The sequence below is a fragment of the Hyphomicrobium sp. DMF-1 genome, from assembly GCF_027886585.1.
In the GTDB taxonomy this organism is placed as follows: Bacteria; Pseudomonadota; Alphaproteobacteria; order Rhizobiales; family Hyphomicrobiaceae; genus Hyphomicrobium_C; species Hyphomicrobium_C zavarzinii.
Genome location: NZ_CP115706.1, coordinates 2,625,386 through 2,641,654, shown reverse-complemented (window position 1 = coordinate 2,641,654; position 16,269 = coordinate 2,625,386). Strand labels below are relative to the sequence as shown.

22 protein-coding genes are annotated in these 16,269 nt (G+C 65.5%); 10 read left to right on the top strand and 12 right to left on the bottom strand.

What is annotated here, in order from left to right; genetic code table 11:
• Positions 1–226: 226 nt before the first annotated feature.
• From PE058_RS12040 to PE058_RS12025, 4 genes are all read right to left on the bottom strand, one after another.
• Positions 227–700, bottom strand: coding sequence for a hypothetical protein (locus tag PE058_RS12040; protein WP_020087709.1), 474 nt, complete (start codon positions 698–700; stop codon positions 227–229).
• Positions 701–1,041: 341 nt separating this feature from the next.
• Positions 1,042–2,367 carry a transketolase C-terminal domain-containing protein gene (locus PE058_RS12035; RefSeq protein ID WP_271028498.1) on the bottom strand — a complete coding sequence of 442 codons (1,326 nt, stop codon included), beginning with the start codon at positions 2,365–2,367 and terminating at the stop codon, positions 1,042–1,044.
• Positions 2,368–2,375: 8 nt separating this feature from the next.
• The gene (locus PE058_RS12030; RefSeq protein ID WP_271028497.1) at positions 2,376–3,365 is read right to left on the bottom strand and encodes a thiamine pyrophosphate-dependent enzyme; all 990 of its coding nucleotides are present in this window, start codon (positions 3,363–3,365) and stop codon (positions 2,376–2,378) included.
• 247 nt (positions 3,366–3,612) lie between these two features.
• Positions 3,613–3,891, bottom strand: coding sequence for an FtsB family cell division protein (locus PE058_RS12025; protein ID WP_245257725.1), 279 nt, complete (start codon positions 3,889–3,891; stop codon positions 3,613–3,615).
• Positions 3,892–4,044: 153 nt separating this feature from the next.
• On the opposite strand from PE058_RS12025, the gene PE058_RS12020 reads away from it, so the two are divergent.
• Positions 4,045–4,908: a class I SAM-dependent methyltransferase gene (locus PE058_RS12020; protein ID WP_271028496.1), complete on the top strand. Its 864-nt coding sequence runs from the start codon at positions 4,045–4,047 to the stop codon at positions 4,906–4,908.
• Here PE058_RS12020 and eno read toward each other — a convergent pair.
• The gene (gene eno, locus PE058_RS12015) at positions 4,866–6,155 is read right to left on the bottom strand and encodes a phosphopyruvate hydratase (protein ID WP_271028495.1); all 1,290 of its coding nucleotides are present in this window, start codon (positions 6,153–6,155) and stop codon (positions 4,866–4,868) included. The two genes, PE058_RS12020 and eno, sit on opposite strands and share 43 nt — an antisense overlap.
• 191 nt (positions 6,156–6,346) lie before the next feature.
• On the opposite strand from eno, the gene PE058_RS12010 reads away from it, so the two are divergent.
• The 3 genes from PE058_RS12010 (at position 6,347) to PE058_RS12000 (ending at position 8,113) form a co-directional block, all read left to right on the top strand.
• Positions 6,347–6,709 (top strand): GFA family protein, encoded by a 363-nt coding sequence (locus tag PE058_RS12010; RefSeq protein ID WP_020087715.1) that lies wholly within the window; start codon positions 6,347–6,349, stop codon positions 6,707–6,709.
• On the top strand, positions 6,709–7,425 hold the full coding sequence (queC, locus tag PE058_RS12005; RefSeq protein ID WP_020087716.1) for a 7-cyano-7-deazaguanine synthase QueC: 717 nt from the start codon (positions 6,709–6,711) through the stop codon (positions 7,423–7,425). The genes PE058_RS12010 and queC overlap by 1 nt, the downstream gene beginning before the upstream one ends.
• A 145-nt stretch (positions 7,426–7,570) precedes the next feature.
• Positions 7,571–8,113: a Dps family protein gene (locus tag PE058_RS12000; RefSeq protein ID WP_020087717.1), complete on the top strand. Its 543-nt coding sequence runs from the start codon at positions 7,571–7,573 to the stop codon at positions 8,111–8,113.
• A gap of 79 nt (positions 8,114–8,192) precedes the next feature.
• Here the strand turns inward: PE058_RS12000 and PE058_RS11995 are convergent, their stop codons facing one another.
• Together PE058_RS11995 and PE058_RS11990 are read right to left on the bottom strand one after the other, a co-directional pair.
• A complete protein-coding gene (locus PE058_RS11995; protein ID WP_271028494.1) occupies positions 8,193–8,903 on the bottom strand; it encodes a queuosine precursor transporter in 711 nt (236 codons plus the stop codon).
• Between the two features lie 34 nt (positions 8,904–8,937).
• Positions 8,938–9,162 carry a hypothetical protein gene (locus tag PE058_RS11990; protein ID WP_271028493.1) on the bottom strand — a complete coding sequence of 75 codons (225 nt, stop codon included), beginning with the start codon at positions 9,160–9,162 and terminating at the stop codon, positions 8,938–8,940.
• 228 nt (positions 9,163–9,390) lie between these two features.
• On the opposite strand from PE058_RS11990, the gene queE reads away from it, so the two are divergent.
• The 3 genes from queE (at position 9,391) to queF (ending at position 11,010) form a co-directional block, all read left to right on the top strand.
• A complete protein-coding gene (queE, locus tag PE058_RS11985; RefSeq protein ID WP_271028492.1) occupies positions 9,391–10,020 on the top strand; it encodes a 7-carboxy-7-deazaguanine synthase in 630 nt (209 codons plus the stop codon).
• Between the two features lie 115 nt (positions 10,021–10,135).
• Positions 10,136–10,528 carry a 6-pyruvoyl trahydropterin synthase family protein gene (locus PE058_RS11980; protein WP_271028491.1) on the top strand — a complete coding sequence of 131 codons (393 nt, stop codon included), beginning with the start codon at positions 10,136–10,138 and terminating at the stop codon, positions 10,526–10,528.
• A 20-nt stretch (positions 10,529–10,548) separates the two neighbouring features.
• Positions 10,549–11,010 (top strand): preQ(1) synthase, encoded by a 462-nt coding sequence (gene queF / locus PE058_RS11975; RefSeq protein WP_020087722.1) that lies wholly within the window; start codon positions 10,549–10,551, stop codon positions 11,008–11,010.
• A 33-nt stretch (positions 11,011–11,043) separates the two neighbouring features.
• Here the strand turns inward: queF and PE058_RS11970 are convergent, their stop codons facing one another.
• From PE058_RS11970 to PE058_RS11960, 3 genes are all read right to left on the bottom strand, one after another.
• Positions 11,044–12,174, bottom strand: a complete 1,131-nt coding sequence (locus PE058_RS11970) for a ceramide glucosyltransferase (protein ID WP_271028490.1) — start codon at positions 12,172–12,174, stop codon at positions 11,044–11,046.
• Between the two features lie 384 nt (positions 12,175–12,558).
• Positions 12,559–12,852: a hypothetical protein gene (locus PE058_RS11965; protein WP_020087724.1), complete on the bottom strand. Its 294-nt coding sequence runs from the start codon at positions 12,850–12,852 to the stop codon at positions 12,559–12,561.
• 100 nt (positions 12,853–12,952) lie between these two features.
• Positions 12,953–13,204 (bottom strand): hypothetical protein, encoded by a 252-nt coding sequence (locus PE058_RS11960; protein ID WP_271028489.1) that lies wholly within the window; start codon positions 13,202–13,204, stop codon positions 12,953–12,955.
• Between the two features lie 204 nt (positions 13,205–13,408).
• Here PE058_RS11960 and PE058_RS11955 point away from each other — a divergent pair, with 204 nt between their 5' ends.
• Entirely contained in the window at positions 13,409–13,657 is a 249-nt protein-coding gene (locus tag PE058_RS11955) for a hypothetical protein (RefSeq protein WP_020087726.1), read from the top strand.
• Positions 13,658–13,681: 24 nt separating this feature from the next.
• Here PE058_RS11955 and PE058_RS11950 read toward each other — a convergent pair whose 3' ends face one another.
• Complete coding sequence (locus PE058_RS11950; RefSeq protein ID WP_271028488.1) at positions 13,682–13,981, bottom strand: hypothetical protein; 300 nt, start codon at positions 13,979–13,981, stop codon at positions 13,682–13,684.
• A gap of 190 nt (positions 13,982–14,171) precedes the next feature.
• On the opposite strand from PE058_RS11950, the gene PE058_RS11945 reads away from it, so the two are divergent.
• The gene (locus PE058_RS11945; RefSeq protein WP_271028487.1) at positions 14,172–14,426 is read left to right on the top strand and encodes an anti-sigma factor family protein; all 255 of its coding nucleotides are present in this window, start codon (positions 14,172–14,174) and stop codon (positions 14,424–14,426) included.
• Positions 14,427–14,438: 12 nt separating this feature from the next.
• Here PE058_RS11945 and PE058_RS11940 read toward each other — a convergent pair whose 3' ends face one another.
• The gene (locus PE058_RS11940; protein WP_271028486.1) at positions 14,439–15,176 is read right to left on the bottom strand and encodes an alpha/beta fold hydrolase; all 738 of its coding nucleotides are present in this window, start codon (positions 15,174–15,176) and stop codon (positions 14,439–14,441) included.
• 156 nt (positions 15,177–15,332) lie between these two features.
• Here PE058_RS11940 and PE058_RS11935 point away from each other — a divergent pair, with 156 nt between their 5' ends.
• Positions 15,333–16,124, top strand: coding sequence for a formyl transferase (locus tag PE058_RS11935; protein WP_271028485.1), 792 nt, complete (start codon positions 15,333–15,335; stop codon positions 16,122–16,124).
• Positions 16,125–16,269 lie beyond the last annotated feature (145 nt).

The following is a 16,269-nucleotide window of genomic DNA, read 5'->3' as shown; positions in this document are numbered from 1 at the left end:
GGCCGCTCTAATCAAGGCTTTCGCGCAAAAGTGTGGCCAGGATGCAGCAGTGGCCGCAATCCCGGTTCAAAAGTCGAAAACTCTTCCTACGAAAGCCGGAATTCCCCCGCTTGCAGCCGACACAGAAGGCGCATCCGGCACGGGGGACCGGATACGCTCAGAGCCTGGAAGGTCAAACCCGGAAAGCCGCCAGCACGGGGCCGTGCGGACGGCTATTCGTACCAGCTTACTGCTGCTGCTGAACGACCGGCGGAGCGATGTTGGCTCGCGGCGTGTTGGCAGAGACCACCTGGGCGGAGTTCGCTGCCGGAATGCCCGGCGTCACCTGCGCCGTCGTCTGGACGACGGGCTTCGGCCCGAACGCGGAGCACTTGGCCTGGAATTCGGCGTTCGCCTTGTCGAGTTCGGCCGCCTGGGCCAGCGAAGCGCGCTTGACGGCAACCGTGGAGGTTTTGCCCACCGACGCCTTCTCCAGCCGATCGGTCACGCCTTCCTTGCGCAGCATGTCGATGCGCTGGGAGAGCGAGTAGCAGGCCGGATCGACCTTCGGCGCGGCAGCAACTACCGGAGTCGCGCCGGCATTCGTGCCGATGGATTGGGTGGTGAGCGACGTGCCGAGAATGCCGCCATCCGACGAGCATCCGGCAAGCAGTGTCGCGCCCAGTGCAGCAAAGACGAGAGTTGCTGACGATTTGAACATGATGTCCCCCGTGACGTACTGCTATGGCATGTGTTGCCTGTACGTGCTCTTGGTCTACGTTCGAGTCCGAGCCCGTCACAAGAAGCCCCCCATAAAATGCCCGTGCATTGAGCAAATTGACAGGGTCGAATCTGTGGAAACACAGCCCACGTGGCGATCCGGCCACAAGGTTCCGCAAGGCGTTGCAAGTAAAACCGAAATATTGAACGGCTCGCGGACTGAAATCCGCGAATCAGCACATTACGAACACATGGAGCCCAGGGCCGGGCCTGCCTGGATGCATCGAAAAACGGCTGAACCTGCGCGCGCTCCGGTCGAAGCCCGAGGCGACGTGCGCCACCTTAGCGGGGCCGCCCAAGCAGCTCGAGGGCCGCTTTCACCACCTGCTCCGCGCCGGGAAGCGCGGCGGCCTGCAACTCTCCCGCGTACGGCATCGGAACTGCCGCGCCGGCAAGGCGAACGGGCGCGCACTTGAGAGATGCGAACGAGCGGCTGGCGATGGAGGCCACCAGCTCCGCGCCGATGCCGCCATCCCCCCAGCCCTGCTCGAGCGTCATGAGGCGCCCGGTCCGCGCCACTGAGGCGGCCACCGCGTCACGGTCGAGCGGGCGCACGCACATGAGGTCGATGACCTCGGCCTCGATCCCCTCCGCACTCAACCGGCCGGCCGCTTCCAGCGCGCCGAGAACCGCGTGACCGATGGCGGCGATCGTAAGATCCGAACCGGCGCGTGCGATCCGCGCGGCGCCGAGCGCGCCACCTTCTGCGACATCGCCTTGCTCGCGCGTCGCATAGAGCTGGTCGTGCTCCAGCAGCGCCACGGGACCGGGATCGCGGATCGCCTGGGAGAGCAGCGCATAAGCCGCAGACGGCGTCGCAGGTTGCGCGACCTTGAGCCCCGGAATGTGCGCGAGCTGCGCGGCGACACAGCGCGCATCCTGCCCCGTCATCCCAGGCACGAACCCGTTCGGCCCGCGGAACACGATGGGCACCGGCAGCTTGCCGCCCGAGAGATAGAAGGTCTCCGCGGCGCTTGCGAGATAGGCGCCGAGGGAGTCGATCGAGCGCCCCCAATGAGAAAGCTCCACCACGGGCTTGAGGCCGGCCATCGCCGCGCCCACCGCAACGCCGAACAAGGCGTCCTCGATGGGGGGAACGGAGACGACGCGCGACGGACCGAACTCGTCGAGCAGCCCCTGCGCCACCTTGGGCGCGCCCCGGTTCTGCGCAACGTCCACGCCAATCAGGAACACGTCGGGATCGCGACGCATCTCTGCGGCGAGCGCATCGCGCAAAGCCTCGCGATAGCTGCGGCCCGCCGTCTCGGCCGAACGAGGCGGCGCCGGCGCGAGATCCGGCAGCGGATCGAGAGACGCGAACCCTAGCGGCTGAGCGAGCCCCCGCGCTGACAGGGGTTTTTGCTGCACGCCCGCCAGCACGATCGCGATCGGCGTGTTGACCTTCACGCCCTCTGTCCCTGCGGGAACCAGGATGCGCTCGACGTGGCCTTCGTCCTCGGCCTCGATCTCGAGCGTGGCGGTCGGCGTGGCGATTTCCACCAGAACGTCGCCCGCGGCCACCTGCTGCCCTTCCGCGACATGCCAGCGCGAAATCTTGCCGTCCGTCATGGAGGGCGTCACGATCGGCATGAGGATTTCTCGACGCATTTCGCTCCTCAAGCCCCAGTTGCCGCGAAGAGATCGGCTGCCTCCGGAACGGGCTCCGCACGCGCGGCGAGTGCTGCAGAAACCACGGACTCCTTCACCTCCTTCTCAAGCGCCTTGAGCGCGCGCTCATTGAGGATGCCCGACGCCAGAATGCGCCCGCGGGCCCTCGAGACCGGATCGGCCTCCTCGAGCCTCCGCTCGGACGCGCCCGCGCGCGCCGGCACGCCGCCATGCCCGCGATAGCGATAAGTCAGCATTTCGAGAATGGTCGGCCCGTCCCCGTCGCGCGCCCGCGCAATGGACTGCCGGGCCGCAACGATCACGCGCCGCACGTCGATGCCGTCCACCTGATGACCTGGAATGGCGACCGGCGTCCCGCTTTCGGCAAGCGCCGAGGGAAGCTGGCCCAGCACGATGCTGGCGCCCGGCGCGGCGGTGTTGTTGTCGATGATGAAAACGATCGGCAGCGCCCACTGCGCGGCGATCTTGTAGGCTTCGAGCACGCGCCCGCGCGCAGCCGCGCCGTCGCCGAAGAAGCAGAGCGTCACATCATCCCCGCCGCGATAGCGCGAGGCAAATGCGAGTCCGGCGCCGAGCGGCGCAGCAAGCCCTGCCGTGCCATGACCGCCGAAAAAATGATGCTCCGGAGCGAACATGCGCACGGTGCCGCCCTTCCCCTGCGCGAGACCCGTCTTGCGGCCCAGAAGCTCGGCCAGCACGAGACGGGGGGCTACGCCGCGCGCCAGAAGCGCGCCATGGGTGCGATAGCTCGTGATCACGGGATCGGTCGCGCGTGCGGCCATCATCGTGCCGACGATCGAAGCCTCCTGCCCGATGCACAGCGGGCATACGCCATGAATGGCCTGCAAGGCGTAAAGCTGTCCGGCCTTCTCCTCGAAACGGCGAATGAGCAGCATGCTGCGGTAAGCCGCGATCTCTTCGTCCGGAGAGAACATGATGTCCTCCGCGCCAGCCGGACCAAGGGGGCTTCCCGTCATGTCCGCTCCTCTTGTTGACGATTGGAAGATCTCGCAGGCCGAGATACGCCGCCCGGGCCAGCCCCGAGAGTGCCATCGAACAGCGAAACTTACACGACGAGCCCGTCGCGAGGCCAGCGCCCCTCATGCTGCGCCGCAGCGAAATGGCCCACCAGGATAGTCGTGTAAACGCGCCTGCCTGAATGACAACTATGGCGCCATCGCGCCAGTCCCGTCCGCGCGGAAAACCCCCACTTCCCCACAGGCTTCACCCGGAGGGAGCAGACTCCAGCACGACGCGATCGCGAGGATGGGCGAACCCAAGCACCTCGCGGGCAATCTCTTCGACGAAATCGGGATCGGGGAGATCGGGGCGGAGCAGAGCGACATCGCGCTCCAGTTTGGCGCGCACAGCCTCGAGGCTCTGGATCTCGAACTGCAGAGCGCTTTCACGCTCCGCAAGTCGGTCTCGCGCCTCGAGGCCATGCCGGCCTTTTAGGGTGTGATAGGCGAAATAAGCCGTCAATCCTAGGCAGAGAAGCAACACCAGCGCCTGCCGCGACTTGGCTCGCCGATCATATATTGGCTGACGCAGCACGGATGTTCGACGTTACGCGTTATGAGAACCGGGAACGACGTAACCATACCGCCGAGCCGATTAAAACGAGGTAAAGCGCCGTCCTGATTTTGCCGAAACCGGATGGCCAAGCTGACGCAGGCGCCAAACGGGGGAAACGTGAGCACGCTGGATCGCAAGCTTGGACGCACGGTCTTCGGCTCCGCCCCGGATCTCTACGCCCGCGGACGGCCGGGCTATCCCCCGCGCGTTGCCGAGATCTTGAGAGACCTCTGTCGCGCCGGACCCGAGACGGCGGCGTTCGAGATTGGCCCGGGAACAGGACAGGCAACGGCCCGCCTTCTCGACCTCGGCTGCACCGTCTGCGCCATCGAGCCGGATGCGCGTCTCGCCGCCTATCTGTCGGAGAGCCTCGGCCCGGCTCATCCTGGCCGTCTCACGGTCATGCAGGCCCCATTCGAGGAGGCCGCCCTGCGCAGCACCGCCTTCGATCTCGGCGTAGCGGCGACGTCGTTCCACTGGCTGGATCCGGCCATCGGGCTTCCAAAGGTGAAGCAGCTTCTGCGTCCGGGTGGGCACTGGGCCATGTGGTGGAACGTCTACGGCGATCCGGACGCGCCGGACGACTTCCAGGTGAGAACGCACGCCCTGTTCGACAGCCTGGAGCGCCCGCCCACGTTCGCGGACCGGGAGAAGAAGCCCTACGCCCTCAATAGGGAACGGAGGCTCGCGGAGCTGGAACGGGAAGGTTTCGAGGAGCGCGCGGTGGAGATCATCCGATGGGACGTGACGTTCAGCACCGGGCAGATGCTCGCGCTGAGCGCCACGTTCTCTCCCGTCGCGCAGCTTCCCGAGCCTGCGCGTAACGAATTTCTCGAAGCCCTGCGGCGCGTCGGCGACGACGAGTTCGCAGGCTCCATCCCGCGCCGCTTCCTGACGGCCGTTTATACGGCCCGGTCGCCGCGCAGGATGCCCTTGCCGGCATAGCGCGCCACGTCGCCCAGCTCGCCCTCGATGCGAATGAGCTGGTTGTACTTGGCGAGACGATCCGAGCGGCAGAGCGATCCCGTCTTGATCTGCCCGCAGTTGGTCGCAACCGCGAGATCGGCGATGGTCGAATCCTCCGTCTCGCCCGAGCGGTGGGACATGACCGCCGTGTAGCCCGCGCGCTGGGCCATGGACACCGCATCCAGCGTCTCGGTCAGCGTGCCGATCTGGTTGACCTTGATCAGGATCGAGTTGGCGGTTGCGGCCTTGATGCCGCGCGACAGACGCTCGGTATTGGTGACGAAGAGATCGTCGCCCACGAGCTGGCAGCGCTTGCCGATGGCATCGGTCAGCGCCTTCCAGCCGGCCCAGTCGTCTTCTGCCATGCCGTCCTCGATCGAGATGATCGGGAAGCGGTTCACGAGGTCTTCCAGGTAGCGGACCATGCCCGCGCTATCGAGGCTCTTGCCCTCGCCATGAAGCTCGTACTTCCCGCCCTTGTAGAACTCGGTCGAGGCGCAATCGAGTGCCAGCATGACGTCGTCGCCAGGCTTGTAGCCCGCCTTCTCGATCGACTTCATGATGAAGGACAGTGCTTCGTCGGCGCTCTTGAGGTTCGGCGCGAAGCCGCCCTCGTCGCCGATGCCCGTGTTGTGGCCGGCCTCCTTGAGACCCTTCTTCAGCGTGTGGAAGATCTCGGCGCCGATGCGAACGGCGTCCGCGACCGTCTCGGCCGAGACCGGCATGATCATGAATTCCTGGATGTCGATCGGGTTGTCGGCATGCGCGCCGCCGTTGATGATGTTCATCATCGGCACCGGCAGCACATGGGCCGACGTTCCGCCCACATAGCGGTAGAGCGGCAGCGAGGAGGCTTCCGCGGCGGCCTTCGCGGCCGCGAGCGAGACACCCAGAATGGCGTTTGCGCCGAGGCGGCTCTTGTTGTCCGTATCGTCGACGGCGATCAGGGCGGCGTCGAGCCCGCGCTGGTCCTCGGCATCGAGCCCGATGAGGGCATCGGAAATCTCGCCGTTGACGGCGTCCACGGCCTTCAGCACACCTTTGCCGAGATAGCGCTTCGCGTCTCCGTCACGAAGCTCGATCGCCTCGTGCGCGCCGGTGGAAGCTCCCGAAGGCACGGCGGCCCGGCCCCTGGAGCCGTCTTCCAGGAGCACGTCGACCTCGACGGTCGGGTTGCCGCGGCTGTCCAGAATTTCGCGGCCGAGAATGTCGACGATGGCGGTCATGGGGCAGGTTCCTCGGGAGGTGATAGAAAAAACGTTTTATGAGAGGATCTTAGGAGTTGCATGGGCCGTGAGGCACCATGACGGGATCGGAGCGGGTTTTAGCTGGGTTCGCACGGCGCGGAAAGACCCCAATGGGTAGGCGGACCTACCCCGCTCCCGCGATACTTTGACGACATAGGAGCTGAAAACCGATGCCGGACCAACAGACCTACCATGGCTCCTGCCACTGCGGCGCCGTGCGCTACGAGGCCAAAAGCGACCCCATTACGCAGGCCATGAGCTGCAACTGCTCGATGTGCCGCCGCAAGGGCACCCTCCTCGCGTTCATCCCGGCGGCCGATTTCACACTTGAAACGGGCGAGAGCGCACTCGCCGACTACCAGTTCAACAGACAGATGATTCATCATCTCTTCTGCCGCACCTGCGGCGTCACGAGCTTCGCCCGCGGCGTGATGCCGGACGGCACGCCGATGGTGGCGCTCAACGTGCGCTGCATCGACGAGATCGATCCCGATACCCTCACCATCAAACGCGTCGACGGAAAGAGCTTCTGATGTCCGCTGGCGGTGCACTGGTTCTCTTTTCCGGCGGACAGGACAGCACGGTCTGCCTGGCCTGGGCGCTCGACCGCTATCCGCATGTCGAAACGCTCGGCTTCGCCTATGGGCAGCGCCACGCCGTGGAGCTCACCCAGCGCCATGTCGTGCGGGACGCGCTTCGCGAGAGCTTCCCGTCCTGGGCTCCGCGCCTGGGCCCCGATCACGAGATCGCGCTTCCCGAACTCGGACGCATCAGTGAGACCGCGCTGACGCGCGAGACCGAAATCGAGATGACGAAGGCCGGCCTGCCGTCGACGTTCGTTCCCGGCCGCAATCTTCTGTTCCTCGTTTACGCGGCAGCCCTCGCCTACAGGCGCGGCCTCACGACCCTCGTCGCAGGCATGTGCGAGACCGACTATTCCGGATATCCCGATTGCCGCAACGACACCATCCGCGCGCAGGAGCAGGCCATCGCGCTCGGCCTCGACAAGCCATTCCGGATCGAGACGCCCCTGATGTACGTCGACAAGGCGGGAACCTGGGCGATGGCCGAGACGCTCGGCGGCGCGGCCCTGGTCGACCTCGTCCGTGAAAAAACCCACACGTGCTATCTCGGCGACCGCACGCACCGTCACGATTGGGGCTGGGGCTGCGGCACCTGCCCCGCGTGCGAGCTGCGCGCGAGAGGATGGGAAATCTGGAACGCCGCCAAGGCACACCCTTCGCGCTGACCGAGACCGCTCCGCCCGCATGCGCGCCAAGGCCACCGGTCGGTTAACGGCGCGATGATCCTGTACGCAGGGGGTCCTTCCCTTCCCCCAGATGCGCTCCTACCTTAGAGGCACCCCCACCAATGAACCCGACGGAGCCTCCCCCATGGCCGAATCCAAAGCCGACCTCAAGAAAGCAGCAGAGCGCCGTAAAGCCCCGCTCGCCACCCCGACCGACCTCGGCGACAACGCCGTGCGCGACCTCACCGGCGCTCTCAACGAGCTCCTGGCCGACGTCTTCGCGCTCTACCTCAAGACCAAGAATTTTCACTGGCACGTGAGCGGCCCGCACTTCCGCGACTACCATCTGCTGCTCGACGAGCACGGCGACCAGATCTTCGCTATGACGGACCCCATCGCCGAGCGCGTGCGCAAGCTGGGAGGCACGACCCTTCGCTCCATCGGACACATCGCCCGCCTGCAGCACGTGAAGGACAACGATGCCGATTACGTGGACGCGCTCGACATGCTGGCCGAGCTGCGTGACGACAACAAGGATCTCGTGGCGCGCATGCGCTCCGTCCACGAGCTGACCGACGAGCATCGCGACTTCGCGACCTCGAGCCTCCTCGACGTCTGGATCGACGAGACCGAGCGCCGTCACTGGTTCCTGTTCGAAGCGAGCCGCCCTTCGGTCGAGGGTCACTGAAGATTAGGTGGTAGGCAACGGGGCAGCAGGCAGCTCGCGCATCTGCTGCTGTCGGCTGCCAGTTGGCTGCTGCCTCTCCTCAAGCCTCCAGCTTGAACGGATTGAAGTCCGTCGTGCGGTCGTAATAGTCCTCCTGCTCCGCCTCCTTGAGGAACGCCACGACCTTGTAGGTCACGGGCGTGAAGGCGATCTCCACCAGCATTTTGGTCACGAACTGCGTGAGCATCACCAGCGGCAGCGCCTCGTTCGGAATGATGCCCGTCCCGTAGAACGCGAGTGGATAGAACAGCGCGCTGTCGATCGCCTCGCCTGCGATCGTCGAGCCGATGGTGCGCATCCACAAATGCCGTCCGCCCTGCGCGACCTTCATCTTCGCGAGCACGAACGAGTTGACGAACTCGCCGCAGAAATAGGCGACCATCGAGGCCGCCACCACGCGCCACGCATTGCCGAACGCGATCTCGTAGGCAGTCTGATGCGGCCAGAACGGCGCGGGAGGCAACGCCACCACCACGGTCGCCATGAACGATGCGAAGGCGAGCGCCGCAAAGCCGGTCCAGATCGCCTTACGTGCCCGCGCGTAGCCGTAGACCTCGGTGAGCACGTCGCCGAAGATGTAGGAGACTGGAAAGAACAGAACGCCCGCGCCAAAAACGTAAGGACCCACTCCGGGCACCTCGACCTGCGCGATCTTGGCCGGGCCGATCAGGTTCGAGCAGATGAGAACGGTGACGAACGCCGCCATCACCAGATCGTAATAGCGATAGGATCGCCGCGTCGCAGCGCTCATGCTCCCTCCCCCGACTGCGCGCCCCCGCGCGCCCTCAGTCGAGCGCGGCGACCGTAACCAGGGGCGGTGATCCGGGCTCGGTGGCCTTTCTTGCCCTATCGAGCGTCGCCACGCGCTGATCGAAATCCAATCTCAGAAAATCATTCAGCGCTGCATCGCTCACCGCGAAATGGCCGCACCTCTTGCAGCCCACGATGAGACCATCGAATTCGCCGGAGGAGAGATCCTCCGCTTCCGCTCCGCAGACAGGGCACTGCATGCTGGTCCTTTCTTCGCTCCGCGAGACCGGAGTAGGTGCGGCCCAAAGGCCGGACGCGCCTCGGTCCCGGTGAAAAACCCGGAGCGACTGCGTCTTCATGAGACCCGAAGAGGCTCCAGATTTACCGGAAACGCCTGAAGCGGGATACGGGTCCTGCCCGCCGCTTCGCCCGGCCGGGCTACGATGTGCCGCTTGACACCGGCTTGCGACGTTTTACGGATCAGGCCCATGTATTCCGTCAAAGAGATCTTCTACACGCTGCAGGGCGAGGGGACGAACGCCGGCCGCGCCGCTGTGTTCTGCCGGTTCACCGGCTGTAATCTCTGGTCGGGACGGGAAGCGGACCGCGCGGCGGCCGCCTGTACCTTCTGCGACACGGATTTTGTGGGCACGGACGGCGAAGGCGGCGGCAAGTTTCGCGACGCTCAGCACCTCGCAGCCGCCATCCTCGCCGCTTGGCAAGGCGGCCCCGCCGAGCGTTTCGTGGTCCTCACTGGGGGCGAGCCCGCGCTCCAGGTCGATGCTCCGCTTCTCAATGCGTTGCATCTCCACGGATTTACCATCGCCATCGAGACCAACGGCTCCCTGCCCCTGCCCGAAGGGATCGACTGGATCTGCGTCAGCCCCAAGTCCGGCACCGAGATCCGCCAGACCTCCGGCGACGAGCTGAAGCTCGTTTACCCTCAGCCCGGGCTTGCGCCGGAAAGCCTGCTCGGCCTCGATTTTCCCCGGCGCTTCCTGAGCCCTATGGACGGCCCTCGCCTCGCGGAGAACACGGCCGCTGCCGTGACCTACGTCAAAGCCAACCCCGCCTGGCGACTCTCGGTCCAGACCCACAAGCGGATCGGAATTCCCTAGCGGGCTGTTCCCGGCCAATTGCCGAACATGCGCCACCCGCCATCCGACGCTTTGGGCTCGACACCGATTGCCGCGCCTGCTGGCGTTTAACGCCAAAATCCCCTATGTCACCGACATGCGCATCTATAAGGAATTCCTGTTCGAGGCAGCGCATTACCTGCCGTCGGCACCCCTAGGCCATCCGAACTCCCGGATTCATGGCCACTCGTTCCGCGCGCGCGTCGTCATCGACGGCGAGCCCAATCCGGAAACCGGCCTCGTTTTCCATTTCGACGATCTTGCCGCCGCCATCGCCGAAGCACACGATGCGCTCGATCATCGTCTGCTGAACGAGGTGGAGGGGCTCGAGTTTCCGACCCTCGAGCGCATTTCGATCTGGCTCTGGAACAGGCTCCAGAACCGCGTTCCCGGCCTCGCGGAAATTCACGTTTCGCGCGATAGCTGCAACGAAGGCTGCATCTATACGGGCACGCCCGCCTCGCGCCCGGCCGCCCTCGCCGCCGAATAGAAAACGCAGAGAGCGCGCACATGACCGCCGAGACGACGGGCATCACACTTCTGGGCGGATCGTCCGCCATTCCGGAAAGCCCCGACAAGGCGCTGCTGGAGCGTGTCGCCAATCCGCATTCCGACACCGCCTACGTCGCGCGCTTCACGGCGCCTGAGTTTACCTCGCTCTGCCCCGTGACCGGCCAGCCGGACTTCGCCCATCTGGTGATCGACTACGTGCCCGGCGCCTGGCTCGTGGAGAGCAAGTCGCTCAAGCTCTACCTCGCCTCGTTCCGCAACCACGGCGCCTTCCACGAGGATTGCACGGTCGCCATCGGCAAGCGCCTCGCCGCGCTGCTCGAGCCGCGCTTCTTGCGTATCGGCGGATACTGGTATCCGCGCGGCGGCATTCCGATCGACGTGTTCTGGCAGACGGGCGAGCTGCCGAAGGACGTCTGGCTTCCAGACCAGGGCGTCGCGCCCTATCGCGGACGCGGCTGAGCACCTGCCTCTGCCGGGGCCGAGAAGCGAGCCTCAAGCGCGTGTCTGCTCCGGCTCGGCAACCGTCATGTCGTTGCCGCGCCAGGTGAAGCCGTCACCAGTCCAGCCCTTGAGCCACACCAGCGGCAGCACGAGATCGCGCACCAGCCAGGCGACCGGAGAGACGGCGCTCACATGCCAGCCCGCTCCGCGCGCGAGCAGTGCTTCCACACCGAACCAAAGGGCGGCCATGAGCGCCGCCGCCGAGATGCTGTCGATCTCCAGAACCGGCGCAGCGAGCGCCGCCGATATCACCGGCAGCACGCTCCCTGTCAGAAGCTCGGGCATGTAGCAGAGCGGAAACGTCGCGCGGCGCAGCCTCGCCCAGCGGATCTGCCGGTCGAGCACCTGCTGTTTGCTGCGCGGGCCGAGCGGCTGCTCGAAAGGCGCGTCCACGAGGCGGACCCTGAGTCCTTCCGCTCGCACCACTTTCGTCGCCGCCGCATCCTCCGCGATCTCGACGCCGAGCGCGCGGATGCCGCCCGCCGCGTCCAGCAGGTCCTTCCGCCACAGCATCGATTTGCCTTGCGCGAACCCGAAACCGGCCGTGTCGGCCGCGAGTTGCCAGCGCGCCTGATACGTGTTGAGGAACGCGCATTCGACCTCAGACCAGAACCCGGACGGACGGCTGCCGATCGGCGGCGAGCAGACGAGCCCCGTATCTGAGCGCATCCCAGCCATGAGCTGATGCACATAGTCCGCCGGCATCAGCACGTTGCTGTCCGCGATGACGATCCAGCGATGGCGCGTCGCGACCCAGCCCTTGATGATGTTGTTGAGCTTCGGGTTCGGCGTGCTCTTGTCGTCGCCGATGAGCAGACGGGCCGAGACGTGCGGGTATTCGGCCATGAGCTGGCGCACCAGCGGAACGGCCGCATCGCGCTCCCGCGCCGAGCAGAACACGAGATCGAGATCGGGATGCGCGAGCTCGAACGTCGAGCGCAGCGTCAGCTCGTCATAAGGATCGAGCCCGCAAACCGGTCGAATGATCGAGACCGGCGGAAGCGAGCGCGGCGGTTGGGCGGGAGCAGCATGTTGTCTCACGCGCCAGAGCGACATCGCCGCCGAAGCGATATGGACGAGCGTCGCCAGCGTGCAGAACACAAGGGCAGCCCATTCGATCACGGTCCCGCAAGCTCCTCGTCACCGCCGACATTCCATCGCGTGCTTTCGGGGATTCACGTTACAGGCCGATGACAGGGCAACGACACGCTCGCGTGCGAGCGCGCAAAAAAAGGGGACGCCAGCAGCGCCCCCTTGTTCAAGTTCGTGGGAGAAGTGTGTCCAGAGCGTCGAGTGACAATCAAAGGACTGAGCGATCTAACCGTGCCGGACGCGAGGCCGTCAACGATCTATGCCCTTCATCTGCGGCGCCATTTCGCCGCGCACGCCTGTCATATATCCGAAATAATAGAGAGCGCTCTCAGCATGCCGACAGTCCGCAGCCTGCAAGCGCCGATTTGCTGATAAGCAATGCTGGCTTCACCGGATGCGCAGAGAACCCAACCCTCAGGCGTGCGCAGTGCTGTGATCGCTGATCAGGAGAAGGAACGGCAGCGGCCGGTCATCCTTCTCGGGGATGAGGGAGCCGATGGCCGTCACGATGCCCCGCTCCTTGTTCTTCATCACGCCGTTGACTTCCCAATCCGCGTGCGTCTTGAGCACCTCGCGCTCGACATGCTCGAAAAAGACGCTGACGATCTCGTCGGCCGTCTGGCCCATCAGGTTGTCCGGACCTTCGAAGGCATACGAGCCCTCACCGTTCGTCTCGCCGTCCAGCATGCGGGCAAAATAAGTGGCCATGTCCCCTCCAAGTCGCGATGGAGGGCCCTTGTCCGTCACTTGAATGACGGGCGGATGACAGCAGGCAGACTTGCCTTCCGCGAAGGCGGATCGCGCGGGCTCAGCCGGCGAACTCGAGGCCGAGCCGGCGCAGCGCCTCACGGCCGAGAGGACGATGTGCGGGACGATCGAGAAGACGATTGAGACCACGCACCGTGCGCGAAAGCTTGAACGACCTGCGCAGCCTGTGCAGCAACTCGATCCGCTCGGCTTCGCTGGTCTCGACGATCACGCGTGCGACGGCCACGGATTCGATTTCGGAGGGAACGTCGTCAAGTGCTCCTGCTTCCGTCTCGGAATTGCCGGTACGCATGATGACCCCACTCCCACAATTGCGGCAACGTCCTCGCTTATTAGCACCACAAAAGCCTTGCGAGAACCGGGAGCATAACCCCGAACTCCAGCAACGGCGGGCTTGATGCACGCTGCGACGCTGTCCCGAAGACGCCAAAAAACTGAGAAGATACGCCACTATGCTCCGCCCCGACCGACGGAATCACAAACCGGGAGCGGCAAAATGTCAGCCACCTTCGAAGATCTCGAAACAGGCGACGTCCTCGAAATCAAATACCGCCTGTGGCGTGCCACCGGTGCGGGCGAAGATGTGGTGGAGCGGTGGATCAGTGCGCAGGTGATCGCGTGCGAGCCGGGCACGTGGCCCCTGGTGCGGCTCGCAGACGGTCAGCCGACGGAAATACGCCCCTTCATGACGTGGCGGCGCATCGCGAGAAGCGAACGGCGCAAGACGGTTGGCCTCGCGGCCTGATCGTATCTCCTCGGCGAACCCGCCTCAGGATTGCGCGGCTGCGCGAGGGGCGGCCGGGTTTGTCTCGGCGGCGGCCACGAGCACCGGACGCTTAGGTGCGGCCTGCGGCTTGCGGGCCGGTGCCTTCGCGGCAGGAGGCTTGCCCTTGGCAGGCTTGCTGCTCGCCTTTGCGGCCGCAGGCTTTCCGGCGCGGCCGGACTGTGGTGCGGCCTGCTGTTTGCCGAGCGACCTGATTTCGGCCTTGAGATTCCCGATCTCCGCCAGAATGAGATCGAGCTTCTCGTTCTTTCCGAGCTTACGGCCTTTGCCAGACTTCTTAGCCATGGAACTCATACCTCGATGAAACGCCCGAAGTTTCAGCTTCGCACGTTTTCCGCGATCAAACGAGAGCCACCCCCTCTCATGCTTGCTGGCGCCTCGAAAAGAAGGCGACGGAACGCCCGGGCTTGCTCCGTTGGAATACGGAGAGCGGCGCGAAGGCGCAGCGCATCCGGCACGCCGGAGGCGTGCTCCGGTGACGGGAGCAGTTATGATCGTATCGGTAAGAGACGAGTTGATCATGGCCTTGGCGGACGGCGAATTGGAGCCCTCCGTCGAGGAGCATGTGCGCGAGGCGATCCGGCAGGACGATGCCGTGCGGCACAAGTACGAGATCTACCGCGTCACCCGCGTCCTTCTTTCGAAGGCGTTCAACGGGATACTGGATGAGCCGGTGCCGGAGCGGCTGACGCGGGCGATCATGAAGCCCAAGCGGCCACGGCGCCGTTAACCACGCCCCCGTCTATGACAATCCGGCCGCCTGCCGGAACGAAACGATTGCCGCCGCAGTCTCCTCCGGCCGCTCCACCTGCCACCAGTGCCCGCACCCCTCAAAGCACGCGACACGCGCGCCCGTTGCCTCGCCGATGCGCTCGGCAAACCGAGGCTCCGCGTAGGGATCCGTCTCGCCCCACAGTACGAGACCTGGCACGCGATCCCGGAGGCCGGCAAGCTCTGGCCCCCACGTCGCGAACACGTCCCGGCCCGACCGGTAGAGACCGAGGATCGACTCTTTCATGCGCGGGTCGATGTTGGCCGCCGTCACCCGCGCGTCGGTTTCCGGAAGGCCCGCCCGGCGCAGCATGTCCACGGCGATATCGGGCGTAAGCCGGTCCATCGCTTTTTCTCCCGCGCCCGGCGTCTGCCAGAGCCGCGCAGTCGGATGCCACGCGTAATCCGCGGAAAAGGGCGCCCCGCCCCCGGCCCAGCTTCGGATCAGATCCGGCCGCAGCGTCAGCACACGCAACATCAGGATGGAGCCCCAGTCGTGCGCAACCACGTCGAGCGGACCTGGAATTGCCTCGAGCGCGTCGATGATCCAGGCAAGATAGCGCTCCTTGGTCGGCTCGAACCCAGCAGGCCAGCCACACCCGAAGCCGGGAAGATCGAGGGCAACGACGTGCTCGTCCGGGAGCAGCGGCAAAAGACGGTTCCACACCCGCGCCGTGTCTGGAACCCCGTGAATGAGCACCGTCGTCATGCATCCCTCCCCGCTCCGAGCGAGCGTTCGCGCTGCCTTAGCATGGCCGTCAGCCCTGCAAGAGGCCCTGAGTTCACTGAAAGTTAGGCCGCTCCCGCCATGCTGTGCCGAGCGCTCCCCAGCCGGAGTGGAAACAGGGAACACCCCGCGTCACACATGGTCAGCCACGCCGAGCCCGATTCCAAGCCGCCTCGCATCGTGGTGCTCACCGCCCAAGGCGCGCTGAGCCGGATCGTCGTCAACGGACTCGCAGCCCGCCTCGGCCCCCTGACCGTGATTTCCGAGCAGCCGGAAAGCAAAGGCGAGATCCTCCGCAGACGCATCCGCCTGCTCGGCCCCGTCCGCGCGGCGGGCCAGGTCGCCCTGAGCTTCGCCCTTCGCCTCGATCCGAAGCGCAAGGCCCGATACCAGCACGTTCTCGAGACCCATCGCCTCGACGCGAGCCCCGACAATCCCGCGGTGACGCTGCATAGCGTGCCTTCCGTCAACTCCGACGCGTGCCGCGATCTATTGACGAAACTCGCCCCCGCCGTGGTCGCCGTCTACGGAACCCGCCTGCTGAAGCGGGCGACACTCCAGGCCGTCGATGCCCCGTTCATCAACTACCACGCGGGCATCACCCCGAAGTACCGCGGCCAGGATCCCGGCTACTGGGCACTCGCCACGGGAGACGCCGGAAATGCGGGCGTGACCATCCATCTCGTCGACGAAGGGGTGGACACCGGCGCCGTGCTCTATCAGGCGCAGGTCACTTTCGATCCCGGCGATACCATCGCCACCTACCAGTACGTCCAGGCCGCGACCGCCCTGCCCCTTTTCGTCCGCGCCATCGAGGATGCCCTTGCCGGGCGCCTCACCCCCCGGCGGGTCGATCTGCCGAGCCAGAAGTGGTTTCCGCCGACGCTCTGGGGATACCTCGCCACCGGCCTCACCCGCGGCGTCTGGTAAGCGGGCTCCATAAATCTGATTTTCCAAATCAGGAATTGCGCCATTTTCGCCGCCCTCGCCGGGTGTGAAGCGCGACCTTTGCGCACGGTCAAAGCCCCCGTCTGCCCCCCTCGCTATAGGGTCGGAGTTTCACCAAAACAGGTGC

Excerpts from the sequence above, each read along its gene's own strand:
- PE058_RS12040 (WP_020087709.1), bottom strand. The coding sequence starts at position 700 with ATGTTCAAATCGTCAGCAACTCTCGTCTTTGCTGCACTGGGCGCGACA.
- PE058_RS12035 (WP_271028498.1), bottom strand. The coding sequence starts at position 2,367 with ATGCGTCGAGAAATCCTCATGCCGATCGTGACGCCCTCCATGACGGAC.
- PE058_RS12030 (WP_271028497.1), bottom strand. The coding sequence starts at position 3,365 with ATGACGGGAAGCCCCCTTGGTCCGGCTGGCGCGGAGGACATCATGTTC.
- PE058_RS12020 (WP_271028496.1), top strand. The coding sequence starts at position 4,045 with ATGGCCAAGCTGACGCAGGCGCCAAACGGGGGAAACGTGAGCACGCTG.
- eno (WP_271028495.1), bottom strand. The coding sequence starts at position 6,155 with ATGACCGCCATCGTCGACATTCTCGGCCGCGAAATTCTGGACAGCCGC.
- PE058_RS12010 (WP_020087715.1), top strand. The coding sequence starts at position 6,347 with ATGCCGGACCAACAGACCTACCATGGCTCCTGCCACTGCGGCGCCGTG.
- queC (WP_020087716.1), top strand. The coding sequence starts at position 6,709 with ATGTCCGCTGGCGGTGCACTGGTTCTCTTTTCCGGCGGACAGGACAGC.
- PE058_RS12000 (WP_020087717.1), top strand. The coding sequence starts at position 7,571 with ATGGCCGAATCCAAAGCCGACCTCAAGAAAGCAGCAGAGCGCCGTAAA.
- PE058_RS11995 (WP_271028494.1), bottom strand. The coding sequence starts at position 8,903 with ATGAGCGCTGCGACGCGGCGATCCTATCGCTATTACGATCTGGTGATG.
- PE058_RS11990 (WP_271028493.1), bottom strand. The coding sequence starts at position 9,162 with ATGCAGTGCCCTGTCTGCGGAGCGGAAGCGGAGGATCTCTCCTCCGGC.
- queE (WP_271028492.1), top strand. The coding sequence starts at position 9,391 with ATGTATTCCGTCAAAGAGATCTTCTACACGCTGCAGGGCGAGGGGACG.
- PE058_RS11980 (WP_271028491.1), top strand. The coding sequence starts at position 10,136 with ATGCGCATCTATAAGGAATTCCTGTTCGAGGCAGCGCATTACCTGCCG.
- queF (WP_020087722.1), top strand. The coding sequence starts at position 10,549 with ATGACCGCCGAGACGACGGGCATCACACTTCTGGGCGGATCGTCCGCC.
- PE058_RS11965 (WP_020087724.1), bottom strand. The coding sequence starts at position 12,852 with ATGGCCACTTATTTTGCCCGCATGCTGGACGGCGAGACGAACGGTGAG.
- PE058_RS11960 (WP_271028489.1), bottom strand. The coding sequence starts at position 13,204 with ATGCGTACCGGCAATTCCGAGACGGAAGCAGGAGCACTTGACGACGTT.
- PE058_RS11955 (WP_020087726.1), top strand. The coding sequence starts at position 13,409 with ATGTCAGCCACCTTCGAAGATCTCGAAACAGGCGACGTCCTCGAAATC.
- PE058_RS11950 (WP_271028488.1), bottom strand. The coding sequence starts at position 13,981 with ATGGCTAAGAAGTCTGGCAAAGGCCGTAAGCTCGGAAAGAACGAGAAG.
- PE058_RS11940 (WP_271028486.1), bottom strand. The coding sequence starts at position 15,176 with ATGACGACGGTGCTCATTCACGGGGTTCCAGACACGGCGCGGGTGTGG.
- PE058_RS11935 (WP_271028485.1), top strand. The coding sequence starts at position 15,333 with ATGGTCAGCCACGCCGAGCCCGATTCCAAGCCGCCTCGCATCGTGGTG.